General features: G+C 70.2%; 17 protein-coding genes. 5 read left to right on the top strand and 12 right to left on the bottom strand.

Annotation, left to right across the window (positions count from 1 at the left end; translation table 11 throughout):
* Positions 1-353: 353 nt before the first annotated feature.
* Positions 354-1,577, bottom strand: coding sequence for a UbiH/UbiF/VisC/COQ6 family ubiquinone biosynthesis hydroxylase (locus WMK75_RS09095; protein WP_347267364.1), 1,224 nt, complete (start codon positions 1,575-1,577; stop codon positions 354-356).
* Between the two features lie 138 nt (positions 1,578-1,715).
* Between WMK75_RS09095 and WMK75_RS09090 the strand changes: the two genes are divergently transcribed.
* The 3 genes from WMK75_RS09090 to WMK75_RS09080 all read left to right on the top strand — a co-directional run bounded on the left by WMK75_RS09090 (position 1,716) and on the right by WMK75_RS09080 (position 6,948).
* Positions 1,716-3,041, top strand: a complete 1,326-nt coding sequence (locus WMK75_RS09090; protein WP_347267363.1) for an amidase — start codon at positions 1,716-1,718, stop codon at positions 3,039-3,041.
* 103 nt (positions 3,042-3,144) lie between these two features.
* Positions 3,145-4,338 (top strand): aminotransferase class I/II-fold pyridoxal phosphate-dependent enzyme, encoded by a 1,194-nt coding sequence (locus WMK75_RS09085; protein ID WP_347267362.1) that lies wholly within the window; start codon positions 3,145-3,147, stop codon positions 4,336-4,338.
* Between the two features lie 3 nt (positions 4,339-4,341).
* Positions 4,342-6,948, top strand: coding sequence for a DNA translocase FtsK (locus WMK75_RS09080; RefSeq protein ID WP_347267361.1), 2,607 nt, complete (start codon positions 4,342-4,344; stop codon positions 6,946-6,948).
* Between the two features lie 9 nt (positions 6,949-6,957).
* On the opposite strand, the gene WMK75_RS09075 is transcribed toward WMK75_RS09080, so the two are convergent.
* From WMK75_RS09075 to WMK75_RS09060, 4 genes are all read right to left on the bottom strand, one after another.
* Complete coding sequence (locus WMK75_RS09075) at positions 6,958-7,395, bottom strand: MarR family transcriptional regulator (RefSeq protein ID WP_347267360.1); 438 nt, start codon at positions 7,393-7,395, stop codon at positions 6,958-6,960.
* 109 nt (positions 7,396-7,504) lie between these two features.
* Positions 7,505-11,725 (bottom strand): translocation/assembly module TamB domain-containing protein, encoded by a 4,221-nt coding sequence (locus tag WMK75_RS09070; RefSeq protein ID WP_347267359.1) that lies wholly within the window; start codon positions 11,723-11,725, stop codon positions 7,505-7,507.
* Positions 11,725-13,623 carry an autotransporter assembly complex family protein gene (locus WMK75_RS09065; protein ID WP_347267358.1) on the bottom strand — a complete coding sequence of 633 codons (1,899 nt, stop codon included), beginning with the start codon at positions 13,621-13,623 and terminating at the stop codon, positions 11,725-11,727. The genes WMK75_RS09070 and WMK75_RS09065 overlap by 1 nt, the downstream gene beginning before the upstream one ends.
* An 84-nt stretch (positions 13,624-13,707) precedes the next feature.
* Positions 13,708-14,619 (bottom strand): glucokinase, encoded by a 912-nt coding sequence (locus WMK75_RS09060; RefSeq protein WP_347267357.1) that lies wholly within the window; start codon positions 14,617-14,619, stop codon positions 13,708-13,710.
* A 133-nt stretch (positions 14,620-14,752) separates the two neighbouring features.
* Between WMK75_RS09060 and ahcY the strand changes: the two genes are divergently transcribed.
* The gene (gene ahcY / locus WMK75_RS09055) at positions 14,753-16,144 is read left to right on the top strand and encodes an adenosylhomocysteinase (protein WP_347267356.1); all 1,392 of its coding nucleotides are present in this window, start codon (positions 14,753-14,755) and stop codon (positions 16,142-16,144) included.
* Positions 16,145-16,222: 78 nt separating this feature from the next.
* Entirely contained in the window at positions 16,223-16,564 is a 342-nt protein-coding gene (locus WMK75_RS09050; RefSeq protein WP_347267355.1) for a DUF2853 family protein, read from the top strand.
* 17 nt (positions 16,565-16,581) lie between these two features.
* Here WMK75_RS09050 and WMK75_RS09045 read toward each other — a convergent pair whose 3' ends face one another.
* From WMK75_RS09045 to fliF, 7 genes are all read right to left on the bottom strand, one after another.
* Positions 16,582-19,626, bottom strand: a complete 3,045-nt coding sequence (locus WMK75_RS09045; protein WP_347267354.1) for an efflux RND transporter permease subunit — start codon at positions 19,624-19,626, stop codon at positions 16,582-16,584.
* Positions 19,623-20,603, bottom strand: a complete 981-nt coding sequence (locus tag WMK75_RS09040) for an efflux RND transporter periplasmic adaptor subunit (protein WP_347267353.1) — start codon at positions 20,601-20,603, stop codon at positions 19,623-19,625. Before WMK75_RS09040 ends, WMK75_RS09045 begins: the two co-directional genes overlap by 4 nt.
* A gap of 113 nt (positions 20,604-20,716) precedes the next feature.
* Positions 20,717-21,778 (bottom strand): efflux RND transporter periplasmic adaptor subunit, encoded by a 1,062-nt coding sequence (locus WMK75_RS09035; RefSeq protein WP_347267352.1) that lies wholly within the window; start codon positions 21,776-21,778, stop codon positions 20,717-20,719.
* Positions 21,779-21,883: 105 nt separating this feature from the next.
* Entirely contained in the window at positions 21,884-22,609 is a 726-nt protein-coding gene (fliP, locus tag WMK75_RS09030) for a flagellar type III secretion system pore protein FliP (RefSeq protein WP_347267351.1), read from the bottom strand.
* Positions 22,606-22,863: a FliM/FliN family flagellar motor C-terminal domain-containing protein gene (locus tag WMK75_RS09025; RefSeq protein ID WP_347267350.1), complete on the bottom strand. Its 258-nt coding sequence runs from the start codon at positions 22,861-22,863 to the stop codon at positions 22,606-22,608. The genes fliP and WMK75_RS09025 overlap by 4 nt, the downstream gene beginning before the upstream one ends.
* Entirely contained in the window at positions 22,851-23,423 is a 573-nt protein-coding gene (locus tag WMK75_RS09020) for a hypothetical protein (protein ID WP_347267349.1), read from the bottom strand. The genes WMK75_RS09025 and WMK75_RS09020 overlap by 13 nt, the downstream gene beginning before the upstream one ends.
* Complete coding sequence (fliF, locus tag WMK75_RS09015; protein WP_347267348.1) at positions 23,420-24,991, bottom strand: flagellar basal-body MS-ring/collar protein FliF; 1,572 nt, start codon at positions 24,989-24,991, stop codon at positions 23,420-23,422. The genes WMK75_RS09020 and fliF overlap by 4 nt, the downstream gene beginning before the upstream one ends.
* Positions 24,992-25,013: the final 22 nt, after the last annotated feature.

Here is a 25,013-nt window from a genome sequence, read left to right as displayed (position 1 = left end):
AACATACACCTCGATGGCCAACAGGGATCACACCGGCAGCGCCGGTGAAATTACACCACGCCCGTGGACGCTAACCACTGATGCCGTGGGCCTATGCGAGGATGGCGGCGGCTGACGACAGGAAATGACCTCACAAATACCACTTTGTGAGTTCCAAACAGGTTCCGAGCCCATCTTGCAAGCCTGCCCAGCCCAAAATCAATGGGTTACATCCGCCCCATACGCTCAAACGGATCGGCCCAGTGCTTGCCGCCCGCCACCGCCTTCCTTCCCGGGACCGGCTCAACCGCTCGGGCCTTCATCCTGTCCGCAGCCGGGTGGCTTCGGGGCAGGGCCAGCATCCTCGTGATGGCCTAAAGCCGGCGTCCCGCCAGCAGCCGCGGCATCGGTGCCAGGCGCAGCCCGGCCGCCTGGCGCATGAAGCCGCGGCGCAGCGGCGGGATGGCGTCGACCAGGCCCATGCCCAGTTCGCGCGCTGCGCGCAGCAGCGGGTTGGCGTTGGAAAACAGCGCGTTCACCCCGTCCATGCCGAAGGCAAGCGCCGTGGCGTCAGGCCGGCGCCAGTCCTCATAGCGGGCCAGGACCTGGTCGCTGCCGAAATCCTCGCCGCGGCGGCGGGCGGTCACGATCACCTCGGCCAGGGCGGCCACGTCGCGCAGCCCCAGGTTCAGGCCCTGACCGGCGATCGGATGCACGCCATGCGCGGCATCGCCCAGCAGCGCGAGGCGCGGCGCGACATAGCGCTCGGCCAGGGTCAGGTTCAGCGGATAGGAAAACCGCGGCCCGGTCAGGCGGATCTCGCCCAGGAAATCGCCAAAGCGCGGGCGCAGCGCCGCGAGGAAGGCCTCGTCGTCCAGCGCCATGACGGCGCGGGCGCTGGCCGCGGCCTCGGACCAGACGATCGAGCTGCGGTTGCCGGGCAGCGGCAGGATCGCCAGCGGCCCGGTCGGCATGAAATACTGATAGGCGGTGCCATGATGGGGCAGGTCGTGATCGACGGCGGCGACCAGCGCGATCTGGCCGTAGTCATGGCCGATGCGGCGGATGCCGGCGCGCGCGGCCACGCCCGACTGCCGGCCGTCGGCGCCGACCAGCAGCCGCGCCGTCAGTTCGCGCCCGTCCGAAAGCGCCACCGCGATGCCGGCGGCGCCGGCCTGCTGGCCGTTGACCGCGACCCCGGCCAGATGCGTGACCCGCCCTGCCATCGCCCCGACCAGCGCGCGATAAAGGAAACGGTCCTCAAGCATGAAGCCCAGCCGGCCTTCCTCGATCTCGGCGGCGTCGAAATGCAGGCCGAAGGGGCCGGGGCCGTCGCCGGGCGCGCCCTGCGTCGCCTCGACGCGGCGGATTTCTTGTGCCGCGGGGGCCAGGTCGCGCCACAGGCCCAGCGCCGAGAGCAGCCGCTGCGAGGCCAGCGCCAGCGCATAGGCGCGCCCGTCAAAGGCGTCGCCGGCGCGCGCGTCCACCGGGCGTGCATCCACCACGGCGACGGCAAGGCCGGCATCGGCCAGGGCCAGGGCCAGCGCCGGGCCGTTCAGCCCGCCGCCCGCGATCACGATGTCGAAATCCGTTCTCATGGTCGGCACTATGACCTTCGCGGCGGCAATGTCCATGCACCACCGTCCATGCACCACCGGCGAAACCCTGCACCATTGCGGGTGCGGGCGCCGGGGTCTAGCTTGGCGCAGGCAATCGCATGACTGGGGGGACTGCGCATGGACTGGCTTCGGGCATCGGCGGCGGAACAGGGCAGGGCGATCCTGGCCGGGCTGATCAGCCCGGTCGAACAGGCCGAGGCCTATCTGGACGCGGCGGCGCGCCACCCCTACGGCAGCCGCATCTATGCCCGGCTGACACCCGAGCGCGCCCGCGCCGAGGCAATTGCCGCGCATGACCGCGCCCGCGCCGGCCTGCGTCGCGGTCTGCTGGACGGGGTGGCGATCAGCTGGAAGGACAATATCGACAGCGCCGGCATTGCCACCGAGGCCGGCTCGCGCCTGCTTGAAGGCCGGGTGCCGGTGCGCGACGCGGCGATCCTGGCCGGGGCGACGCTGGCGGGCGCCGTCTGCCTCGGCAAGACGCATATGACGGAACTGGCCTTTTCCGGGCTGGGGCTGAACCCGATGACCGCGACGCCGCCCAACAGCATCGACCCGGCGCTGGCCCCGGGGGGCTCAAGCTCGGGCGCGGCGGTGTCGGTGGCCCTGGGGCTGGCGGCGGCGGCGATCGGCAGCGATACCGGCGGATCGGTCCGGGTGCCGGCGGCCTGGAACGGGCTGGTGGGGTTCAAGCCGACGCATGGCACGGTCAGCAGCGAGGGCATGGTGCCGCTGTGCCAGCGCTTTGACGTGGCCGGCCCCATCGCCCGCAGCGTCGAGGATTGCGCCGAGCTGCATGCGCTGCTCTTGGGCCAGCCCGCCCCCGACCTGGCCGATGCGGCCGGGCGCGGGCTGCGGCTGATGGTGCTGGACGGCTTGCCCTTCGATCAGGCGCGCGCGGCGCCGGTCAGGGCCTTCGAGGAGGCGATGGCGCGGCTGGCGCGCGCCGGCGCCCAGATCAGCCACGCCGCGCCGGGCTGCGCCGCCGAGGCGCTGGCGCTTGCGCCGGTGCTGTTCGCGCCCGAGGCCTATGGCATCTGGCGCGAGCAGATCGAGGACGCGCCCGAGCTGATGTATCCGCTGATCCTCGAACGCTTTCGCGGCGGGCGCGATTTCCTGGCCGTGGATTACGTCGCCGGCTGGCAGGAAATGGCGCGGCTGCGCGCCGACTGGGCGCGGCTGGTGGCGGGATTCGACGCGGTGATCCTGCCCACGGTGCCGAACCTGCCGCCGGATGCGGCCCGCCTGCTGGCCGAGCCCGAGTTCTTTGCGCGCGAGAACCTGCTGGCGCTGCGCAACACACGTCTGGCGAATCTTCTGGGCCTGCCGGCCATCACCCTGCCGACCGGAGAGCCGGCCTGCGGCATCATGCTGTTGGGCCCGGCCGGGGGCGACCGCGCCTTGCTGGTCGCTGCCGCGGCGGCCGAGGCGGCGCTGCGCTGAACCGGGCCGCGCCGGCAATTGCCCGCGAAACTCTGGACGCATCGGGGGATTGCCGGTAATCTTGCGGCGAACGGGGCGCGACGACCCCGACTGAGAGGCAGCCATGGCAATTCCCGAGCGGTTCTCGAACCTGCCGGATTACGCGTTTCCGCGCCTGCGGAAACTGCTTGCGGACATTCAACCCGGGGGCGATCCCCTGATCCTGACCATCGGCGAGCCGCGCCATGCGCTGCCGGGATTCGTCGGCCCGATCATGGCCGACTGCATCGCCGAATTCGGCAAATATCCCCCGAACGAGGGCACGCCCGAACTGCTGGCGGCGATCTCGGGCTGGCTGGGGCGCCGGCACGGGCTGGATGTCGCGCCCGAGCGCATCATGGCACTGAACGGCACGCGCGAGGGGCTGTTCAACGCCGCCCTGGCGCTGGCCCCCGAATCCAAGGCCGGGCAGCGGCCGGCGATCCTGATTCCGAACCCGTTCTATCAGGTCTATGCCGTGGCGGCGGCGGCGGTGGGCGCCGAGCCGGTCTTTGTCCCGGCCACGCCCGAGACCGGGCATCTGCCGCGCTACGCCGCGCTGGACCCGGCGCTGCTGGCGCGCACCAGCCTGGCCTATCTGTGCTCGCCGGCCAATCCGCAGGGTGCCATTGCCTCGCAGGACTATCTCGAGGAACTGCTGGCCCTGGCCGAGCGCCACGATTTCCTGATCCTTGCCGATGAATGCTATTCCGAGATATGGCGCGAGGCGCCGCCGCCCGGCGCGCTGGCGGTGGCCACGCGCATGGGTCTGGCCGACCGGGTGGTGATGTTCAATTCGCTCTCCAAGCGCTCGAACCTGCCGGGGCTGCGTTCGGGCTTTGCCGCCGGCGGCGCGGGCCAGATCGCGCAGATGCGGCGGCTGCGCAGCTATGCCGGGGCGCCCTTGCCGCTGCCGGTGCAGCGTGTCAGCGCCGCCGCCTGGGCCGATGAGGCGCATGTGGACGCGAGCCGCGCGCTTTATCAGCAGAAATACGCCATTGCCGATCGGGTGCTGGGCAATGTGCCCGGCTATCAGCCGGTGGCGGGCGGCTTTTTCCTGTGGCTGCCGGTGCCGGCGCGCATCGGCGACGGCGAGGCGGCGGCGCGAAAGCTCTGGGCCGAGGCCGGCATCCAGGTGCTGCCCGGCGCCTATCTGGCGCGCGACGGCCTGGCCGGCAATCCGGGGCGCGATTTCATCCGCGTGGCGCTGGTGGCGCCGGCGGAACAGACCGAGGCGGCGCTGAACCGCCTGAAGAACTGTCTCTACCAGGGAGGGTGACGCATGGCGAGCTGGCAGGCAAAGCAGCGCGATCCGCTGTTTGACCAATCCACGCAGGCGGCGCTCGAGCGGCGCGGCAAGGAACTTCTGGGCGCCGGGCTGGTGCTGCTGGGCGTGCTGATCGCCATGATGCTGCTCAGCTATACGCCCGAGGATCCCAGCGTCCTGTCGGCCACCGACCAGCCGGCGCAGAACTATCTGGGCCGGCCGGGCGCCTATGTCGCCTCGGCGCTGTTCATGATCACCGGCCACGGCACCTGGGTGCTGGTGCTGGGCGCCTGGGTCTGGGGGTTGCGGCTGATGCTGCACCGGGGTGAAGAGCGGCTGATGCGCGCCATCTTCCTGCCCTTTGGCGTGGTGGCGGTCTCGGTCTATGCGACCTCGCTGGCGCCGCCGGCGGACTGGCGGCAAAGCTTCGGCCTTGGCGGCCATCTGGGCGACATGCTGATGGGCGGCATGCTGTCGGCAATGCCGATGCGGGCCTCGCTGGCGATCAAGTTCCTGGCGCTGCTGACCGCGGCGGCGGCGCTGGCGCTGCTGGCCTATGTACTGGGCTTTGACCGCAGGGAGCTGGCGGCGATCCGCGCCTATCTGGGCCGCGGCCTGGCCACCGCCCGGCTGCTGGCGCTGCAGGGGCTGGACCGCGGGCTGCGCCTGTCCTCGGGTGCGGCGCGCGAGCTGCAAAGCCGGGCCGAGGCGCGGCGCGAGCGTGTCACTCGCGCCGGCTCGGCCAGCCTGCCGCAGGCCGCTGGCGCGCGCCAGCCGCAGATCCGCATCCGCCAGCCCGAGGATTTCGTCCCGGTGCCGGAGCTGATCGAGCCCGAGACCCATTACCCCGAGGACGACCTGCCGCCCTCGGAGACCGAGGTCTCGGCGCGCATCAGCGACGCCATCCGCCATTGCGCCGACCGCCCCGAGGCCGGCAAGGGCCTGCTCTCGGCGGTGACCGCGCGGCTGGCCGGCGGCTCGCGCCCGACGCCGCCGCTCGAAGAGGATGAGGCCGAGCTGCCCGCCCCGGCGCTGGCGGGCGGTTCTGCGCGTCCCGCCGCGCCGCGCCCCGGCCTGCCGGCGACGCGCCCGGCGCCCGAGGCGCAGCACCCGCCCTATGAGCCGCCGCCGCTGGAACTGCTGGCCGCGCCGCAGACCGTCGAGCGCCATCAGCTGAGCCAGGAGGCGCTGATGGAGAACGCCCGCATGTTGGAGGCGGTGCTGGACGATTACGGCGTCAAGGGCCAGATCACCGAGGTCCGCCCCGGGCCGGTGGTCACGCTCTACGAGCTGGAACCCGCGCCGGGGCTGAAGGCCAGCCGGGTGATCGGCCTTGCCGACGACATCGCGCGTTCGATGTCGGCGCTCTCGGCGCGGGTCTCGACCGTGCCGGGGCGTTCGGTCATCGGCATCGAACTGCCCAATGCGCGGCGCGAAAAGGTGGTGCTGCGCGAGATCCTGGCCGCGCGCGCCTATGGCGACGGCACGCAGCCGCTGCCGCTGGCGCTGGGCAAGGACATCGGCGGCGGCCCGGTGGTGGCGAATCTCGCCAAGATGCCGCATCTGCTGATCGCCGGCACCACCGGCTCGGGCAAGTCGGTGGCGATCAACACCATGATCCTGTCGCTGCTGTTCAGGCTGACGCCCGAGGAATGCCGCCTCATCATGATCGACCCGAAGATGCTGGAACTGTCGGTCTATGACGGCATCCCGCATCTGCTGTCCCCGGTCGTCACCGATCCGAAAAAGGCCGTCGTCGCCCTGAAATGGGTGGTGGGCGAGATGGAGGAGCGCTATCGCCGCATGTCGAAGATGGGCGTGCGCAATATCGAGGGCTACAATTCCCGGGTGCGCGAGGCGCTTGACAAGGCCGAGCTGTTCCGGCGCACCGTGCAGACCGGCTTTGACGAGGATACCGGCGAGCCGGTGTTCGAGACCGAGGAATTCCAGCCCGAGACCTTCCCCTATATCGTCGTCATCGTCGACGAGATGGCCGATCTGATGATGGTCGCCGGCAAGGAGATCGAGGCCTGCATCCAGCGCCTGGCGCAGATGGCGCGCGCCTCGGGCATCCACCTGATCATGGCGACGCAGCGGCCCTCGGTCGATGTCATCACCGGTACGATCAAGGCGAACTTCCCGACCCGGATCAGCTTCCAGGTCACCTCGAAGATCGACAGCCGCACCATCCTGGGCGAACAGGGGGCCGAGCAGCTGCTGGGCCAGGGCGACATGCTTTACATGGCGGGCGGGTCGAAAATCACCCGCGTCCACGGCCCCTTCGTTTCCGACGAGGAGGTCGAGGAGGTGGTGAACCACCTGAAATCCTTCGGTCCGCCCAGCTACATGTCGGGCGTCGTCGAGGGGCCGGACGAAGAACGTGCCGACAGCATCGACCAGGTGCTGGGCCTTGGTTCGGGCGAGGGCGGCGACGCCGAGCTTTACGACCTGGCGGTGGCGATCGTCGCCAAGGACCGCAAATGCTCGACCAGCTACATCCAGCGCAAGCTGGCCATCGGCTACAACAAGGCCGCGCGCCTGGTCGAGCAGATGGAGGAACAGGGCGTCGTCACGCCCGCGAACCACGTCGGCAAGCGCGAGGTGCTGGTCCCCGAGGTCTGAGGCGCGGTCCTACTTTCGGGCGGCGTCCATCCCGGCTGCGTTCTGCGCCATGCGCGCCAGGGTGCGCCGGGTGGTTTCCAGATCGTCGGGCGGGATGCCCGCGGCCAGGGCGCGCTCGGCCTCGGCGCGAAAGCCCAGCAGCGGCGGGATCTGCGCCGCCGCGGTCAGGTGGATGGCATGTTTGCGCGCGTCCCCCGGCGTCGGGCGGCGCTCGGCCAGGCCCTGCGCCTCGAGCGCGTCCAGCAGCCGCTTCAGCGTCGGCGTCTCGATCTCGAGCAGGGCCGCCAGCCGGGCCTGGCTGACGCCGGGATGGCGGGCGATGGTGGTCAGCAACCGGGCGCGGGCGAAGGTCAGGCCGTGACGCCCGCCGCGCCGGTCAAAGCTGGCGCGCAGGGCGCGGGTCAGGTCCAGGACGGATTCAAGCAGGCCGGGCGGCTGGTCGGACATCGGGCTTTCACGCATTGCGGCTGGACCCAGCCAGCGCCCGGCGCGGGCAAAAGGCAAGACCCGACTTGTGGCGCCAAGGCGATTTCCGACAGGTAATTGCGGACAAACCTCAGTAATCGCGCTCATAAAACAGCCCGAACGTGCTTTCGCCGCCGCTGTCGACCGAGCCGCGCGCCGTCAGCGTCGGCGACACGTCGAGGTTCAGGTTCAGCTGCGTCGTGCCGTCGCCACCGACCTGCACATCGGTATAGAGGTTGTCGGTCAGGTATTTGCCGGCCCGCAGCGAGACCCTGCCGCGGCTGTCCGTGGTCAGGTCCAGATCGTCCAGCCCGGTCGCGGCGCGCAGCCGGCCCACGATGCCGTCGCCGCCCCGGCCCGCCAGCGTCGCCACGGCACTGGCCAGCTGCGCCGCCTGCAGCGGGCTGATGCGATCGACGCCGCGGCCGAACAGCAGCTGCGACAGCACCTCCTCCTGCGGCAGTTCCGGCGAGGATTCGAAGGTGATCTCGGGGTCGCGCGCCTCGCCGTCGACGATGATGCGGGTGGTGACGCCGTCGCGTTCGGTCTCGGCCACCAGGCGCAGCATCGGGATCAGGCTGCCCTGCAGTTCGATCAGCCCCTCGGTCAGGTCAAAGCGCCGGCCCAGCAGGTCCAGCCGGCCGCGGATCAGCTCGAACCGGCCGACGGGAATCGGCTGGCGGGCATTGCCCAGCAGCCGGATCTCGCCGCCCAGCTCCGCATCGACGCCGCGGCCGCGCACGAAGATCTGGCCGGGGGCCGAGATCAGCAGGTCGAATCGCGCCGGGTTGACCGGCGGCGTTGCCGGCGGCGCACTCATGCCCGCCGCGCGCGAGGCGTCGCTGGGATATTCCAGCAACCCGGCCTTGGCGCGGGTCTGGCGCTGCGGCGGGCGTTCGTTCAGATGCGTGATGTCGGGAATGGCGCGGGCGCCGCCCAGCCCGGTCGAGGGGATGCGCAGCTCGGTATGGCCAAGATCGATGCGGCCGGCGACCAGCGGCCCCGCCCCCAGCGTGCCGGTGACCGTCAGATTGCCGTTCAGCCGCGTCTGATACAGGTTCGGATCGCGCAGCACCACATCGGCCAAGCGCACGGCAAGGTCGATCGAGCGCTGCCCGGTCAGCGCAATCGGGCCGGTGACGGTGATCGTGCCCCCGGCCTCGACCTCGCCGCGGATGTCCAGCGCGATGCGACCGCCGGCCAGATCGGCGCGGGCGTTCAGATTGCCCACGGCCAGGCCAAGGCGCGGCTCGGCCAGGCGTCCGCCGGTCAGCGTCACCTGCCCGCTCAGCGCCTCGAGCGAGGGCCTGCCGTTCAGCCGCAGGTCGAAACCGATCGGCCCCTCGATCGAGCGCGTGCGCAGGAACGTGTTCGCCATGGCGGCATTGGCGCTGCCGCGGATCTCCAGATTGGCGCTGGCAAAGCTGGCCGCGACCGAGCCGGCGACCGTGGCCCGGGCATCGCCCGGGCCGGTGGCGTTCAGGTCGAGCTCGTAATGCGCACCGGCGTTGCGGATGCTGCCCTGCACCGTCGCGGGGCCGGGGAAGGCCGGCAGCAACAGCCCGAGGTCATGCAGCCTCGCGTCGAGTTGCAGCCTGCCCGCCGGATCGCCATCGCCGCTGACGCTGAGTTGCGGGTTCTGCAGCCGCAGCCGCTCGACGCTGAAGCTGCCGTCGTCGTGGCGCAGCGCCGACAGCGACAGGCTGGTGGGGCCTGCCAGCAGCGGGTCGATCCTTGGCTGACCCAGGGCCAGGCCGCTGCCGCTGCCGGTGATCTCAAGCCGGCGCGCGCCACTGCCGGCGTCGCGCAGGCTGCCCTCGGCGCTGAGCGTGCCGCGCCAGCCGCGACCAAAGGCCGCCAGCGAGGCGATGTCGGCCCTTCCGGTCAGATCGGTGCCGTCCGGACCCAGCGTGCCCCGGGCGCTGGCCTGCATCTGCCGGTTCGACAGCTCGAATTCATGCAAGGTGATCTGTTCTCCCTGCTGCTCGGCCAGAAGCCGCAGGTCGGTGGTGCCGGTCAGGGCGCCGTCCAGATCCTGCCGGCCAAGGCGCAGGTCGTTGCCGCGGCCGCTCAGCGCGATGCGGCGCAGCCCGTCCTGTTCAAGCACCTGCGCCTCGGCGGTGAAGCCGCCCGAGAACCCCAGGCCCAAGGCCGCGAGGTCGGGCATCGAAAAGCTCAGCTTCGCATCCATGGCGCCGCTGGCGAAGTTGCCCCGGCCCTCGGCGGCAAGCTGCGGGTTATGCAGCTGAAAGCTCTGCAGTTGAAAACCGCCGTCCTGCTGCGCGACGGCCAGATCAAGCGCGGTCTTGCCGCGCAGCGCGCCATCGATGGCCGCGATGCCGATCGCCAGGTCCTGGGCGGTGCCGCTCAGCGCCAGTTCGCGCGCCCCGGTGGCGCCGGTCAGCCGCGCCTCGGTGTGAAAGGCGCCGCTCATGCCGGGATCGGCCACCGACAGGTCGGGCATGGCGATCTCGGCGCGCAGGGTCGAGGAATGGCTGTCGAGCCGCCCCTGCGCCTGCGCTGTCAGGTTCTGCGCGTTCACTGTCAGATGGCGCAGGTCGATGCCGGAGGCGTCGCGCAGCGCCGACAGCGAGATGCGCGACTGCCCGGCCAGCATGCGGTCGGCCTGCGCCTGTCCCAGGCTGAGGTCCTGTCCCAGCGCCTCGGCCTCGATGTCGAAGCCGTTGCCCAGAATGGCATAGCGGCCCTTGATCCGCGCCTGCGCGCTGCCGCCCAGCGGCCGCCCGGCCAGCGCCGAGAACCGCGCCAGGTTTCGGTGCTCGGCGGTGATGTCGCCGGCCAGGGTGATGCCCGAGCGCAGCCCCGAGACCGTGGTCTCACCCTTCAGGGTGAAATCCTCGCCATTGATGTTCATGCCCCAGAGCCGCAGCGCAGTGCCGGGGGTGAAGGCCAGGCTCAGCCCGCCGTTCAGATTGTCGCTCAGCGCCTCGGCCAGGGCGGGGTCGGCGGGTTCGATGCCGTCCATGCCGAAGGCCAGCCAGCCGCGGATCTCGGCCAGCGCCAGGTCCGGCGTGGTGCCGACCCTGCCGCGCCCGTCAAGCCGCAGTTCCGACAGCGCCACGTCGTTGCGCCGGATCTCGCCCACCCGGCCTTTCAGCACCCAGCCCGCGCCCTGCGCCGCGTCAAAATCCAGCCGCAGGTTGCCCGAGCGCACCGTGGTCGTGCGGTCGGCCAGCGGCAGCAGCACCGGAAGCCGGGTTGCCCCCGCATCCTCACCCAGAAGCAGGGTCAGATGCGCGCTTTGCGGGGCGCCTTGGGCGTTGGTGGCGACCGAGCCGGAAAGCTTCAGCGCCTCGGTCGCAAGCTCCAGCGAGGACAGGACCAGGGCGCCGTCCCGGCCGCGCCAGCCCTCGGCCGCCAGCCGCGACTGGCTGCCGAAGAAGGGCCGGTGCTGCGCGGGCACCAGCGCCGCGACATCGCCGCCCAGATCCAGGCGAAAGCCGGTCCCGGGCTGGCCGCCCTGCTCGGCAGCGCCGACCGAGACGGTGCCGGTGACGCGCGGCTGGCCGTCGGTGGCCAGGCGGATCCTGGCCTCGAAATCCGACAGCGGTCCCTCGCCCGAGATTTCGGCCTGCACCGAGGGGCGGCCGTCAAGCCGCACGATGTTCGAGAACAGGCCGTTGCGGTCCTCGTCCAGCGTCAGGTCCAGCCGCAGCACCCGGGTTTCGTTTGAAAAGCCGGCATCCAGCTTGAAATGGCCGCGCGGCCCGTCCACCCGGTCGATGGCCAGCGTCATCTGTCCCTGACCGTCCGCGAGGTTCATCGCGCCCTCGATCGCCAGCACCGCGGCCTGGCCGATGATCGGCTCGCCCAGCTCGACCCGGCCGACCGAGATGCGGTTGATGTTCACCGCCACCGGCAGCTGCGGCAGGGCGAATTCGCGTGCCTCGGCCTGCGGCCTGCGTCGGCCGCCGCTGCCGGGCAGGCGCGGCAGGATGATGCGTTCGGCGGACAACTCGTTGATCTCGATGCGCCCGGCCAGCAGCGCGCTGCGTGTCCATTGCAGCGCGCCGTTCTCAAGGGTGATCCAGACGCCGTGCTCGTCGGCGATGGTCAGACGGGTGAAGGTGGCGCGCGATCTCAGCGCGCCCTGGAACCCCTCGATCTCGACCTTGCGCCCGGAATCCGAGAGGTTTTCTTCCAGAAAGCGGGTGATGAAGCCGCGGTCGTCCTCGACCTGGCTGGAAATTTCGGCGGCGCCGTCCTGGGCCAGCAGCGGCGCCGGCGCGATCAGGCACAGGCCAGGAAACAGCCACAGGGCAAGAAGCAGACGAAAGACCAGATGATGCATCAGAATGCCTGCCCCAGACCGATATAGACCTGCACGCCGCCGTCCTCGCCCTCGCCGCCGCCGACCGGGGTGGCGATGTCGAAGCGGATCGGCCCGATCGGCGTCTTGTAGCGGATACCGGCGCCGGCGCCGGCCTGCCAGCCCGAGGCGCCGGAAAAGCCGCCTTCCTCCCAGACGCGGCCGGCGTCGGCAAAGACCGCAAGGCCGATCTTTTCGCGCAGCTGGATGCGGCTTTCGGCGGTCAGGGTGGCGATGGACATGCCGCCGGTCCTGACCGGGCCCTCGGGACCCTGCAGCACGCGCACGCCCAGCGATTCGAAGGGATGGCCGCGCACGCTGCCGCCGCCGCCGGACCAGAACAGATAGTCGCGCGGCGTCTCGTCCAGGTCGGGGCCAAGCACGGTGCCCAGCCGCGCCCGACCGGCCAGGGTAAAGCGGTCCTCGGCGCCGAAGCTGTGGTAGGCGCGGCCCTCGGCGCTGATCTGGGCGCCAGATCCGGTCTCGTCCTGCAGCCCGGCGAAGGGGGTGATGGCGCCCGACAGCCAGTAGCCGCGCTTGGCGTCGCTGGTGTTGTCGCGCCGGTCCCAGGTGGCCGAGACCGGCAGGGCGAGCAGGCGGAAATTCGTGCGCCCGGTCTCGTCCTCGACGCGCAGGGCGCGATACTGCAGCGCGATGTCGGCGGTCAGCCGGTCGCTGGGAACCCAGGTGAAGCCCAGTCCGAAGGTGGCGGAATCGAGGTCGTAATCCTCTTCCTGCAGGCTTTCGGTCTTGATGTCGACATAGCCCGTGGTATCGGCGTTCAGCGTCGCCGGCCGGTCAAGGCGCAGGCCCAGTCGATAGTCGCGCCCGGTGTCGCCGCCGATGCCCGACACGCCCGCGTCGACGCGCAGCCTTTCGCCGCCGCGAAACAGGTTGCGGTTCATCCAGTAGGCGGTCAGCGCCAGCCCCTCGGTGTTGGAATATTCAAAGCCCGCGCCCAGACGGCGCAGCTTCTGCTCGATCACCTGCAACTCCACGTCCAGCGTGTCGCCGGGGCTGATGTAATCCGCCTCGGTCAGGGTGATGGCCGAGAACACCCCCGAGCGGCGCAGGCGCTTGCGCACATCCTCAAGCTTTTCGGGATCGAAGCGCTCGCCCTCGGGAAAGCCGGCGATCTTGCGCAGCCGGCGCGGGTCCATGCGTTCCTCGCCGCGAATCGTCAGCTTGCCAAAGCGCAGCTCGGGGCCGGGGGCCAGCAGGATGCGGCTGTCCACCAGGCTGGTGGCGTGGTCGGCGATGATGTCCGTCTCGGCCACCGCGGCCTTGGCATGGCCTATGCCGCGCCAGCCGTCCACGCCGGCGGTGGCGGCGGCCTTCATCTCGCCGGTGCGGGCGATCTCGCCCTTGCGGTAGTTGCGCGGCAGGTCGGTGTCCGGCGCCAGCGGCGCGATCGCGGCGCGGCTGTAATGGAATCGCGGCCCCGGCTGCACCACCACCAGCACCTTGCGCACGCTTTGCGGCGCGTCCAGCGGCGCCACGCTGGCGGCCTCGACGCCATCGAGGGTGATGTTGATGATGCTGGAGAAATAGCCCTGGTCGTAAAGCACGCCCAGGATGCGGGCATAGTCGCTGCGCGCCGCGGCAAGAATGTCCTGGCCGGTCTCGCGGCCGTCGTCGAGCGCATTGACCAGCAGCGAGGTCAGCCGGATCTCGGGCAGCAGCCGGTCGTCGCCGCCGTCGATGCGGAAATCCAGATCGACCGTTGCGGCGGGCTTGTCCTTGTCGGCGCGAAACCAGCCCGAGAAGGGCGATGAGGAGGGGCCCGAGGATTGTGCCAGCACCACGCCGGCGCCCGGCATGACGGCGGCGGCGCCCAGCATGACGGCACCGGCCATGCCTGACCTGATCCAGCTTTTCATTGCCTGCCCCGTTCCCTCGTTTGGTGCATGATTGCAGGCGGTCCCGGCAAAATCCAGCACGCGCGCCGGCGCGCGGGGCGATTTTCAGGCCAGTGCGGCAAGACAGCCATGCAGCGCCGCAAGATCGTCGCCGATCACCGCCACCGGCACTGCGTGCACGATCCCGGCCATCAGCGGATCTTGCAGCAACCCGGCCTCGAACGCGGCAAAGCGTCCGGCGCAGGCCCGGGCCACGCTGCCGGCCAGGAAGATGCCGGCCAGCGGCATGAAGCGCAGCGCCAGTTCGCGGCAGTAAAGCCCAAGCAGCCGGGCCTGCAGCGTGCAGCTTGCCTCGGCCGAAGCGTCGCCCCGGGCGGCGGCCTCGGTGACCACCCGCGCATCGCCCGGCGCCTGGCCGCTGCGCAGCGCGTGCAGCCGGGCAAGGCCACGGCCGGCAAAGAGTTCCTCGACCGAATCGAACCCCGCCGCGATCTCGCCCAGCAGCGCCGCCAGCGGCAGCGGCAGGCGGGTATGGCCGTCCTCGGCCTCGAGGCAGATGGCGGCGCCGCCGGGCATCAGCCGCACCGGGCAGACATTGAAGCCGGTGCCGGCATTGACCACCAGGCGCTGGCCATTGCCGGCGGCGCCGGGCGGCGGCGGGCGCAGAAAGCCCGCATCCGCCTCTGGCAGCGCCGCCGCGGCATGGCCGAGCGCGATCATGTCGTTGATCAGCAGCGCGCGCCCGGCGCCGGTCAGCGCCGCCAGCCGCGGTTCGGAAAAGCTCCAGTCGCGGTTGGTCAGCCGCGCCGATCCGGCGCGCACCGGCCCGGCCACGGCGACGCAGGCGGCCTCGATCCCCGGCCGGCCGCGGGCGTCAAGATAAAGCCGCAGCACCCTGTCGAAATCCGGGTGATCCTCGCCGCGAAAGCGCGCGATGCTGGCCGGATCCAGCACCCCGTCCCGCGCCAGCGCCAGCCGCGCATTGGTGCCGCCCACATCCGCCAGCAGGATAGCCATGGCCGCGCCTCTCCGCCCCAGTCACGCGGCATTTCTAGGGCAGGCGCCGCGGCCGCGCCAGCCCCGGCGGCGGATTTGCAGGAAAGCCGCGGAAATGCTAAGGCCGCGACGACATCAGACGCACGGGACCCCCATGACCGACCACATCATCCGAGACATCACCCTGGCCGATTACGGGCGCAAGGAACTCGATATCGCCGAAACCGAGATGCCCGGCCTGATGGCGCTGCGGGCCGAATACGGGGCGCAAAAGCCGCTGGCCGGGGCGCGCATCGCCGGCTCGCTGCACATGACGGTGCAGACCGCGGTGCTGATCGAAACGCTGGTGGCACTCGGGGCCGAGGTGCGCTGGGCCTCGTGCAACATCTTCTCGACCCAGGATCACGCGGCGGCGGCGATCGCGGCCGCGGGCATCCCGGTATTCGCCATCAAGGGCGAGACGCTGGCCGAATACTGGTCCTATACCGACCGCATCTTCCAATTCGCCGAGGGCACGGCGAACATGATCCTCGACGACGGCGGCGACGCCACCATGTATGTGCTGCTGGGCGCGCGCGTCGAGGCCGGCGAGACCGGGCTGATCGAGGCGCCCGCCAGCGAGGAGGAGGAGGCGCTGTTCGCGCAGATCCGCCAGCGCCTGGCCGCCAGCCCCGGCTGGTTCACGGCGCAGCGCGACGCCATCCGGGGCGTCAGCGAGGAAACCACCACCGGCGTGCACCGGCTTTACGACCTGCACAAGAAGGGGCTGTTGCCCTTCGCGGCGATCAACGTGAACGACAGCGTCACCAAGTCGAAATTCGACAACAAATACGGCTGCAAGGAATCGCTGGTCGACGGCATCCGCCGTGCCACCGATGTGATGATGGCCGGCAAGGTCGCGGTGGTCTGCGGTTACGGCGACGTGGGCAAGGGCTCGGCCGCGTCCTTGCGCGGCGCCGGCGCGCGGGTGAAGGTCACCGAGGTCGATCCGATCTGCGCGCTGCAGGCGGCCATGGACGGGTTCGAGGTGGTGCTGCTGGAGGATGTCGCCGCCAGCGCCGACATTTTCGTGACCACCACCGGCAACCGCGACGTGATCCGCATCGAGCACATGCGCGCGATGAAGGATATGGCCATCGTCGGCAACATCGGCCATTTCGACAATGAAATCCAGGTCGCGGCGCTGAAGAACCACAAATGGACCAACATCAAGGACCAGGTTGACATGATCGAGATGCCCTCGGGCCATCGCATCATCCTGCTCAGCGAGGGGCGGTTGCTGAACCTGGGAAATGCCACCGGCCACCCGAGCTTTGTCATGTCGGCAAGCTTTACCAACCAGGTGCTGGCGCAGATCGAGCTCTGGACCCGCAGCGGCGAATACCGGCCCGGCGTCTATATCCTGCCCAAGTCGCTGGATGAAAAGGTTGCGCGCCTGCATCTGGGCCGCATCGGCGTCCGGTTGACCACGCTGACGCCGGAACAGGCCGACTATATCGGCGTCACGCCGCAGGGTCCGTTCAAGCCCGAGCATTACCGCTACTGATTGCAGGTTCGGGTTGATCTTTGATCGTTGCCGGCTAGGCTTTCCCCCGGAACGAACCGCCCGGGGGAGGGGCAGCACATGGGAAAACGTGACGATCTGATCGCGAAATACGCCGCCGACATGCAGGAGAAATTCGGCGCCAGCCCCGACATGGACCTGCTGCGCAAGGTGGTGATCGGCTGCGGCCCCTCGATCTATGACGCCGATGCCGAGACCGTGGCAGGCTCGGACAAGACCGAGGTGGCGCGCATCCGCCAGAATTACCTGATCGGCAAGCTGGGCCTTGCCGAGGGGCCGGAACTGGACGCCGCCATCGACAAGGTTCTGGCGCAATACGGCAGCAGCAACCGCCACAAGTATCGCGCCGTGGTCTATTACCAGCTTTGCGCGCATTTCGGCCGCCAGGCCGCCTATGGCTGAGCGCGCCGCGGCCCGCGTCAGTCCGGCGGCCTGACGCGGAACACCGCGCAATAGAGCGCCGGCACGAAGATCAGCGTCACCAGTGTGCCGGCGATGATGCCGCCCATCATGGCATATGCCATCGGTCCCCAGAACACCTGCCGCGAGATCGGGATCAGCGCCAGGCTGGCCGCCGCCGCGGTCAGCAGGATCGGCCGGGCGCGGCTGTCAGAGGCCTCGTAGACCGCCTGCCAGGCACCGATGCCCTTGCCGGTCAGCACCTGGATCTCATGCACCAGGATGATCGAGTTTCGGATCAGGATGCCGACCAGCGCCAGCACCCCGAGGATGGCCACAAAGCCCATCGGCACGCCGAAAGGCAGCAAGGCCGCGACCACGCCGATCAGCCCCAGCGGCGCCGCGGCAAAGACGATCAGGCTGAGCCGGAAGCCCTGCATCTGCACCATGACCAGAAGCGCCATGATCAGCAGCATCACCGGCACCACCGCGGCGATGGGCTGCTGGCTTTCGGCCGAGGTCTCGACCGTGCCGCCGACGCTGACGCGCACGCCCGGCACCAGCCCGGCCTGGAACCTGGCCACGCTGGGTGCCAGGGCCGCGACCAGGGTGGCGGGCTGGTCGTTGCTGGCGATGGCGGCCTTGACGGTGACGGTGGGGATGCCGTCGCGCTGAAGGACCAGGGGCTGTTCCATGCCGTATTCCAGCTTGGCCAGCGTCGCCAGCGGGATCGGCATGCCCGAGGGCGTCGCCAGCTGCAGGTTGCGGATCGATTCCAGCGTCTCGCGGTCGGCCTCGGCGCCACGGGCGATCACGTCGATCAGGAAGATGTCGTCGCGCAGCTGCGTGATGGCGCGGCCGTTGAAGGTGCCGGCCAGCGCCCCCGAGATGTCGCCGCTGCTCAGGCCGAGCCGGCGCGCCTGGTCCTGGTTCACCTGCAGGCGCACCACGCGCGCCGGCTCGTTCCAGTCCAGCGTGATGTCGCGCAGGCGCGGCTCGCCGGCCAGCACCGCGGCCAGATCGCGCGCCGCGTCCCGCGCCAGGTCGGGGTCCGAGGCCGAGACGCGGTATTGCACCGGCTTGCCGACCGGCGGTCCGATCTCGAGGTTCTTGACGTAAAGATCGGTGCCGATCAGTTCTTGCCGGCCGAATTCGACCAGCCGCGCCTTCAGCCGGTCGCGCGCCGCCAGATCCGCGGTCTGGATCACGATCTGGCCCATGTAGGGGCCGGGGGTCGGCACGTCCATGGACAGCACGAAACGCGGCGCGCCGCGGCCGATGTAGGTGGTCCAGAACAGTGCGTCCTCCTCTCCGGCCAGCATGGTCTCGATGCGGGCCATGGTGGCGTCGGTCTGCGCGATCGAGGCATTGGCGCGCTCGGTCACGTCGAGGATGATCTCGGTGCGGTCCGAGGTCGGGAAGAACTGCTGCTCGACCAGGCGCATGCCCAGCACCGAGCCGAGAAACATCGCCAGCGTCACGGCGATGGTCAGCCATTTGTGGCGCATGCCGGCCAGCAGCAGGCGGTGGAACTGCCGCCGCGGCCAGCCGGCCCGCCCGGCCTTGTGCGCCATGCGGGCGGGCAGCATCGTCACCCCGATCAGCGGCGCGAACAGCACCGCCACGATCCAGCTGACGATCAGCGATACCGCGATCACCACGAACAGCGAAAAGGTGAACTCGCCCGCCGCGGAACTGTTCAGCCCGATGGGGATGAAGCCCGCCACGGTGACCAGCGTGCCGGTCAGCATCGGAAAGGCGATCGAGGACCAGGCATGGCTGGCGGCGCGTTCCAGGCTTTCGCCCAGCTCCAGCCGCGAGATCATCGTCTCGATGGCGATCATCGCGTCGTCGACCAGCAGCCCCAGCGCGATGATCAGCGCCCCGAGCGAGATGCGCTGCAAGGTGATGCCCCAGATGTCCAGCACGATGAAGGTGATGGCCAGCACCAGCGGGATGGTCAGCGTCACCACCAGCCCGGCGCGCAGGCCGAGGCTGACAAAGCTGACCAGCAGCACGATGGCCACGGCCTCGGCCAGGGCCCTGATGAAATGGCTCACGGCCTCATCCACGACATGAGGCTGGTCGGCGAATTTGGCCATGTCGATGCCGATGGGCAGATCGCGCGCCACCTCGGCCATCAGCCGGTCGACATCTTCACCGAATTCCAGGATGTTGCCGCCGTCGCGCATGCCGATCTGCAGCCCGATCGCCGGCTTGCCGTTGTAGCGAAACAGCGCGTCCGGCGGGTCCTCATAGCCGCGATGGACCTCGGCCACGTCGCCGATGTTGAAATAGCGGTCGCCGATGCGCAGGTTCACCGCGGCGATGGCGGCGGCGTCGTCGAACTGGCCGCTGACCCGCACCAGCACCTGTTCCGGCCCGGCCTGCACGATGCCCGAGGGGGTGATGGCGTTCTGCTGCGCCAGCAATTGCACGACCTGGTTGTGGTTCAGCCCCATGGCCGCCAGCCGGGCCGAGGAGAATTCCAGATAGATCCGTTCCTTGCGCACGCCCAGAAGCGCGGTCTTGCCGGCCATGGGCAGCGCATTCACCTGTTTGCGGATGTCCTCGACCCGGTCGCGCAGCTCGCGCTGGGTAAAGCCGTCGGCGGTAAAGGCATAGATGTTGCCAAAGACGCCGCCGAAATCGTCGTTGAACTGGAAGCCCTGGAATTCCTGCGGAAATTCTGGGCGGATGTCGGACATCATGTTGCGCACGCGCTTCCAGATCTCGGGCACGGCGGGGCCGCGGATCGTGGGATCCAGCTCGAGATAGACCACCGCCTGGCCGGGCATTGTGACCGAGCGGGTGAAATTCAGCTCGTCCAGCTCCTCGAGCTTGGTCTCGATGCGGCTGGTGACCTGGCCCAGCATGTCCTCGATGGTGGCGCCGGGCATGGCGGCGCCGATCACCATCACCTTGATGGTGAAGTTCGGGTCCTCCTCGCGGCCGAGCCGGGCATAGCTGAACGCCCCGGCCATCATCGAGACGATCAGCAGGAACCAGACCAGCGATCTGTGGTGCAGCGACCAGTCGGAAAGGTTGAAGCCCCGGCTGTTCATGGTGTCACGCTGCGCCCGACTTCCTGCCCCTCGGCAAGGGAATGGATGCCGCGGATCGCCACCTCGTCGCCCGGCTGCAGGCCGGCAGTGATGGCGATCAGGCCGTTGACCGCCGGGCCGAGGGTGGTGACGGCGCGCAGGCTGGCGGTGGCGCGGCCGCCCTCGCGCCGGATCAGCCAGACCCGTGCGCCGCCCTCGCCCCCGAGGATCGCCGACTGCGGCAGCATCAGGCGCGCGACCGCGGGCCGGGCCGGGCGGGCGCGGATCAGCGCGCCCAGACGGAAGGGCGAGCCGTCGGCCAGCGCCAGGTGGATGCGCCGGGTCCGCGTCGCCGCATCGGCCACCGGATAGATGCGCGCCACCCGGGCGGGCAGCAGCAACTCCGGCTCCATTTCGGACCAGATTTCATAGGGATCGTCCAGTTCGACCGCCGCCGCCACCGCGTCCGGCAGGTCGATCACCGCCTCGGTGCCGTCCTGGGCCGAGAGCGTCAGCACCGGCTCTCCGGCGCTGACGATGGCGCCGGCATTGGCAAAGACCGCGCTGATCACGCCGTCAAAGGGTGCGGTCATGCGCGCAAAGCCCGCGGCGTCCCGGGCGCGGATCAGCTGCGAGCGGGCCTGCTGCGACGTGGCCTCGGCCGCGGCAAGCTCGCGTTCAGCCTGCTCAAGCTGCGCGGTCGAGGCGACGTTGCGCTGGGCCAGCGCCTGGGTGCGCCCGGTCGCCGCCCGCACGGTGCGCAATTCGACCTCGGCGGCATCGGCCGCCGCCTGGGCGGCGCGGACATCGCCCTGCAGATCCTCGGGGTCCAGCGCCGCCAGCAGCTCGCCCTGCCGGACCACGGCGCCGACATCGACATCGCGGGCGGCGATGCGGCCAAGCGTCTGAAAGCCCAGCACCACCTCGCGCCGGGCGGCGATAATGCCGGGCACCGAATGGCCCGGCGCCGCATCATCGGCCAGGATCAGGCTGGCCACCGGCCGCGGCGGTTCGGGAGGCGCGGCTGGGGTTCGCCACGGCAGCGTGAAGGCGCAGGCCTGACCCGGGGGGAGGGCCAGGAGCGCGACCAGGGCAAGGGCCGGTGTGCGGATCATCCCTGCCCCCCGTCGTCCCCGTCGGCCACCAGCCGCCCAGGATAAAGCAGCTGCGCACCGGCGCCGACGACCGTCTGCCCGGGTTCGACGCCCGCGCCCAGGATGACGGTGCCGTTGCCAAAGCGCTTGATCTGCACCGGGACCAGTGCGACGCGGCCATCCTTGCCGACCCGCCAGACCGCCGGCTGCTTGCCCAGGTTGGTCAGTGCGGTCCAGGGAATGGCAAAGCCCTGTCCCGCCGGGTAATGCACCGCGCCGCGCACGGCCGCGCCCAGAAGGCCGATATTGGCGGGGGCGTTCTCGATCAGCGCCCGCACGGTGACCGATCCGGTGGCCGGATCGATCAGTGGCGCGATCTCGGTCACCCGGGCCCGCATCTCGGTTGCCGGCAGGTCGATGGCGGTCAGGCTGACCGCGGCGCCGATGGCCTGGCGCAGAAAGGGCGTGTCGGGCGTCTGGAACACCGCCTCGCGCCCGGTGGCCGAGGCCAGCGACAGCACGGATTGCGCCGGCGCCACGATCTGGCCGGGCTCGGCCCGGCGTGCGGTGACGATGGCGTCATGGGGGGCGCGGATCAGCGTGTCCTCGAGCGCCCTTTCGGCCTGGCCCAATGCGCTGCGCGCCTGGGCCAGGGCACCGCTGGCCGCCGACATGGCCTGCATGGAAGCGTCCAGCGCCGCGCGGGTGCCGACGCCGCGCGCCAGCATGGCCTCGGCGCGCCCGACCGCCTGCCGGCCCTGGGCCTCGGCGGCCTCGGCCGAGGCCACGGCGGCCTGCGCCACCCTGAGCGCCTGCTGCTGCTGCAGCGGATCGATCTGGGCCAGCGCCTGGCCGCCGGTCACCCTGTCGCCCTCATGCACCAGGACATCCTGCACGCGCCCGCCCAGGCGAAAGCCGACCTCGACGCTGTCGGCCGCCTGGATGGTCCCGGTCAGCGCCGCCTCATAGGTCAGGGGCGCGCGCTCGACGCGGACGAATTCGACGCGCAGGGGAATCTCGGACCAGGCCGGCTGCGCCGGCAGAAACAGAAGGAAAAGAATAGCTGCCTGGCGCGGCATGGCTGCCCCGTCAAAAATTTGCATCCTGATGCCCTAATCCGTCCCTGCTGGAAAGTCCCTGGCGAACTGACGTTGCGGCCGATGCCGCCCGGCGCCGCGACCATGTCACTGATAGCTGCGCACCAGCGCCGAGGCGATCAGGCCCCAGCCGTCCACCACCAGGAAGAAGGCCAGCTTGAAGGGCAGGGCGACGACCGCCGGTGGCACCATCATCATCCCCATGGACATCAACACCGCCGAAACCACGAGGTCAATGATCAGAAACGGCAGCGAGACCAGAAAACCGATCTCGAAGGCACGCTGGATCTCGCTGAGCATGAAGGCCGGGACCAGCACCGACAGCCTGTCGGGTGCGGCATCCCGACCGGGGGCGATGCCGGCCATGTCGCTCAGCATCTGCGGATCGGTGCGAGTCTCCATGAAGCCGCGAAAGGGCTGGATGCCACGGGAAAAGGCCTCCTCGACGCTGATCTGCCCGTCGCGCAGCGGGGCGCCGGCGACATTCCAGGCCTCGGTCAGCACCGGATTCATCACGAACCAGGTCAGGAACATGGCCAGGCTGACGATCAGCATGTTCGGCGGCGATTGCTGCAGGCCCATGGACTGGCGCAGGATCGACAGCACCGTGACGATGAACGGAAAGCAGGTGACCATGATCGCGATGCCGGGCGCCAGCGCCAGCGCGGTCATCACCGCGAGCAGGGTCACCGTATGCCGGCCGACGCCATTCGCCAGGGCATCGACCCCTGCGGCAGCAGGCATCGGCAGATCCTGAGCCGCCACCGCCTGCGGCAGCACGGCCAGCGCCAGGATCAGGGCAAGGCGGATCACGATGCGGCTGCCGGGGCAAGGATGCGCACGCCAAGCCGGTCGTCGTCGCCCTCGCCCGTGACCAGTTCCCCCCGGGCGATCACCCGGTCGCCGACGCAAAGCTCGACCCCGTCCGAGATGTCCTGGGCCAGGGTCAGGATGTCGTCCGTGCGCAGGCGTGACAGCTCGGCCACCGACATGCGGGTGCTGCCGAGGCGGATGGTGATCTCGACCTGGATCTGGTCGGTGGCAATCAGGTTGGTCAGGTTGTCCATGCGTGCTCCTCGGCTGTGATGCTTGCCAGAATGGATTTCATCTCGGCGACGATGCCCGCCGGGTCGAAGCGGATGCGCGTCCGCCCGCAGTTCAGCTCGGCCATCGCCTGTCCAGGTGCCACCTCCTGCAGCCGGACCCCGGCAAGACCGGCGCGGGCGAGGCAGGCCTCGATCTCGGGGCGGAGCGCGGGCTGGCAGCTGATCGTCAGGCTGCGGGCTGGAACCTGCCGCGCCAGTTGCGCCAGTTCATGCGTCAGGGCCTGGCAAAGCCGTTCCACCGCCGCCGTGGGGGCCAGTGCGTCGACGATCTGCGCCAGGATCGGCGCCACAGCGGCGAGCACCGCCTGGCGCTGGCCGATGGCGTTGATCTCGGCGGCCTCGAGATCGCCGCAGAGCCTTTCCAGCGCCTGCACCAGCGCCTCGCGCCCGTCGTCGCGCCCGTCCCGGAGACCCTCGGCATGACCGCGACGATAGGCCTCGTCCAGGGCGGCCGAGAGCGCCAGGGCCGCGGCATCGGGGTGGCTGGTCGCGAAGGATTCAAGGCGCAGGGCAGCTTTCATGTCGCGTCCTCCTGACGTTCCAGCCAGCCCGAGATGACCTTCAGGCTTTCGTCCTTGCGCGATTTCATCAGTTCCCGCAGCCGCGCGACCGGATCGCCGCCGTCATCCTGCGGGGTAAAGTCGATCTGGGCGATGGGGCTGGGCGGGGGGGCGGTGCCGGCATCGCCCTGCGGCGGCGCGGCCTCGATGGCGCGCATGCCCGCGCCCGAAGTGTCCAGGCTGGCCGGCGCGGCCGCCGGCCGGGCGTGCAGCAGCGGCCGCAGCAGGAACAGCGCCAGCGCCAGGGCAAAAAGACCGACAAGACCGATGCGGATGAAACCGTTGAGATCGAGCCGCGTCAGCAGGCCGCCCTGGCTGGCCAGGGTGCCGGCCTCGGCCAGGGTCGCGAAGGGCAGCGACTTGACGGTGATCGCATCGCCGCGCGCCTCGTCGAATCCGACCGCCGAGGCGACCAGTTCGCGGATCGCCTGCAGCTCCGCCTCGTCGCGGGGAACCAGCGCGGGCTTGCCGTCCGCGCCCGTCCGGTCGACGCCATTGACCAGCACCGCGACCGTCAGCCTGCGCGTGGCGCCGGGCTGGCGCGTGACCGCGCGGGTGGTCCGGCTGACCTCGAAATTCTCGCGCTGGCGCGTCTCGGTGCGCGAGGAGCGGCTCTTGTCGCCGCCCTCGTCCTGGCCCTCGGGCAGGTTCGAGGCGGCGGTCACCGCGCCGCGCAGCGAATTGCTGCTCTGATCGGCGGATTCCTCGCTTTCCTGCGAGATCAGCGCCCGTTCCTGCGGGTCGAAGCGCTGCTCGGTCAGCTGTTCGGATTCGGTGACCACATCGAGGTTGAGTTCGACGATGGCATTGCCGGTCCCGACATGCGCCTCGAGGATGCGCTCAACATTGCGTTTCATCTCGGTCGCGCGGTCCTCGCTGGCGGCCTCGTCGCCCGAGGAGACCACCCCGCGTTCGCTGTCGATGATCGTCACGCGATCCGCCGACATGCCCGGAACGCCCGAGGAGACCAGGAATTTCAGCGCTCGCGCCTGCGCGCGGCTGATCTGCGCGCCGTCGGTGGTCAGCGTCGCCGAGGCCGAGGCGTCGGCCTCGCGGCGATAGCCGCGGCCGCCGGGCACCGCCAGATGCACGCGCGCCGCCTTGACGTTGGGCAGCGCCAGGATGGTGCGCGCCAGCTCGCCCTCCTTGGCGCGCCAATAGGCGGCGTCGAACATCTGCGAGGTGGTGCCGAAGCCGGACATGCCGTCGAGGATCTCATAGCCGGTGCCGCCGGCCGAGGGCAGACCCTCGCCCGCCAGGGTCATGCGCAGGGCGTCGCGCCGCGCTTCCTCGACCCAGATGGCATTGCCGCGAATCTCGTAGCGGGCGCCGGATTGCTCGACCGCGGCCAGCACCGCGCCAGACTGCTGCGGGTCAAGCCCGGAATAGAGCATCGCCATGCCCGGACGGCTTGCCATCACCGACAGGCCTGCGACGGCCGCGAAGGCAAGCAGGAATGCCGCAGCCAGCACCGCCTTTTGCCGGGCGCTTCTCTCGCGCCAGTAATCCTGCAGTTTCAGCAAGAGCATCCCCCGAATCGACAGCTTCCGG

This window comes from Paracoccus sp. (in: a-proteobacteria), assembly GCF_039808215.1.
Classification (GTDB): domain Bacteria; phylum Pseudomonadota; class Alphaproteobacteria; order Rhodobacterales; family Rhodobacteraceae; genus Paracoccus.
Note: the sequence above shows the minus strand (reverse complement) of the source record. Positions and strands in the feature narration are given on the sequence as shown.

Excerpts from the sequence above, each read along its gene's own strand:
- WMK75_RS09090 (WP_347267363.1), top strand. The coding sequence starts at position 1,716 with ATGGACTGGCTTCGGGCATCGGCGGCGGAACAGGGCAGGGCGATCCTG.
- WMK75_RS09070 (WP_347267359.1), bottom strand. The coding sequence starts at position 11,725 with ATGCATCATCTGGTCTTTCGTCTGCTTCTTGCCCTGTGGCTGTTTCCT.
- WMK75_RS09020 (WP_347267349.1), bottom strand. The coding sequence starts at position 23,423 with ATGAAAGCTGCCCTGCGCCTTGAATCCTTCGCGACCAGCCACCCCGAT.
- WMK75_RS09075 (WP_347267360.1), bottom strand. The coding sequence starts at position 7,395 with ATGTCCGACCAGCCGCCCGGCCTGCTTGAATCCGTCCTGGACCTGACC.
- WMK75_RS09050 (WP_347267355.1), top strand. The coding sequence starts at position 16,223 with ATGGGAAAACGTGACGATCTGATCGCGAAATACGCCGCCGACATGCAG.
- WMK75_RS09085 (WP_347267362.1), top strand. The coding sequence starts at position 3,145 with ATGGCAATTCCCGAGCGGTTCTCGAACCTGCCGGATTACGCGTTTCCG.
- WMK75_RS09080 (WP_347267361.1), top strand. The coding sequence starts at position 4,342 with ATGGCGAGCTGGCAGGCAAAGCAGCGCGATCCGCTGTTTGACCAATCC.
- WMK75_RS09065 (WP_347267358.1), bottom strand. The coding sequence starts at position 13,623 with ATGAAAAGCTGGATCAGGTCAGGCATGGCCGGTGCCGTCATGCTGGGC.
- ahcY (WP_347267356.1), top strand. The coding sequence starts at position 14,753 with ATGACCGACCACATCATCCGAGACATCACCCTGGCCGATTACGGGCGC.
- WMK75_RS09035 (WP_347267352.1), bottom strand. The coding sequence starts at position 21,778 with ATGCCGCGCCAGGCAGCTATTCTTTTCCTTCTGTTTCTGCCGGCGCAG.
- WMK75_RS09095 (WP_347267364.1), bottom strand. The coding sequence starts at position 1,577 with ATGAGAACGGATTTCGACATCGTGATCGCGGGCGGCGGGCTGAACGGC.
- WMK75_RS09060 (WP_347267357.1), bottom strand. The coding sequence starts at position 14,619 with ATGGCTATCCTGCTGGCGGATGTGGGCGGCACCAATGCGCGGCTGGCG.
- WMK75_RS09045 (WP_347267354.1), bottom strand. The coding sequence starts at position 19,626 with ATGAACAGCCGGGGCTTCAACCTTTCCGACTGGTCGCTGCACCACAGA.
- fliF (WP_347267348.1), bottom strand. The coding sequence starts at position 24,991 with ATGCTCTTGCTGAAACTGCAGGATTACTGGCGCGAGAGAAGCGCCCGG.
- WMK75_RS09025 (WP_347267350.1), bottom strand. The coding sequence starts at position 22,863 with ATGGACAACCTGACCAACCTGATTGCCACCGACCAGATCCAGGTCGAG.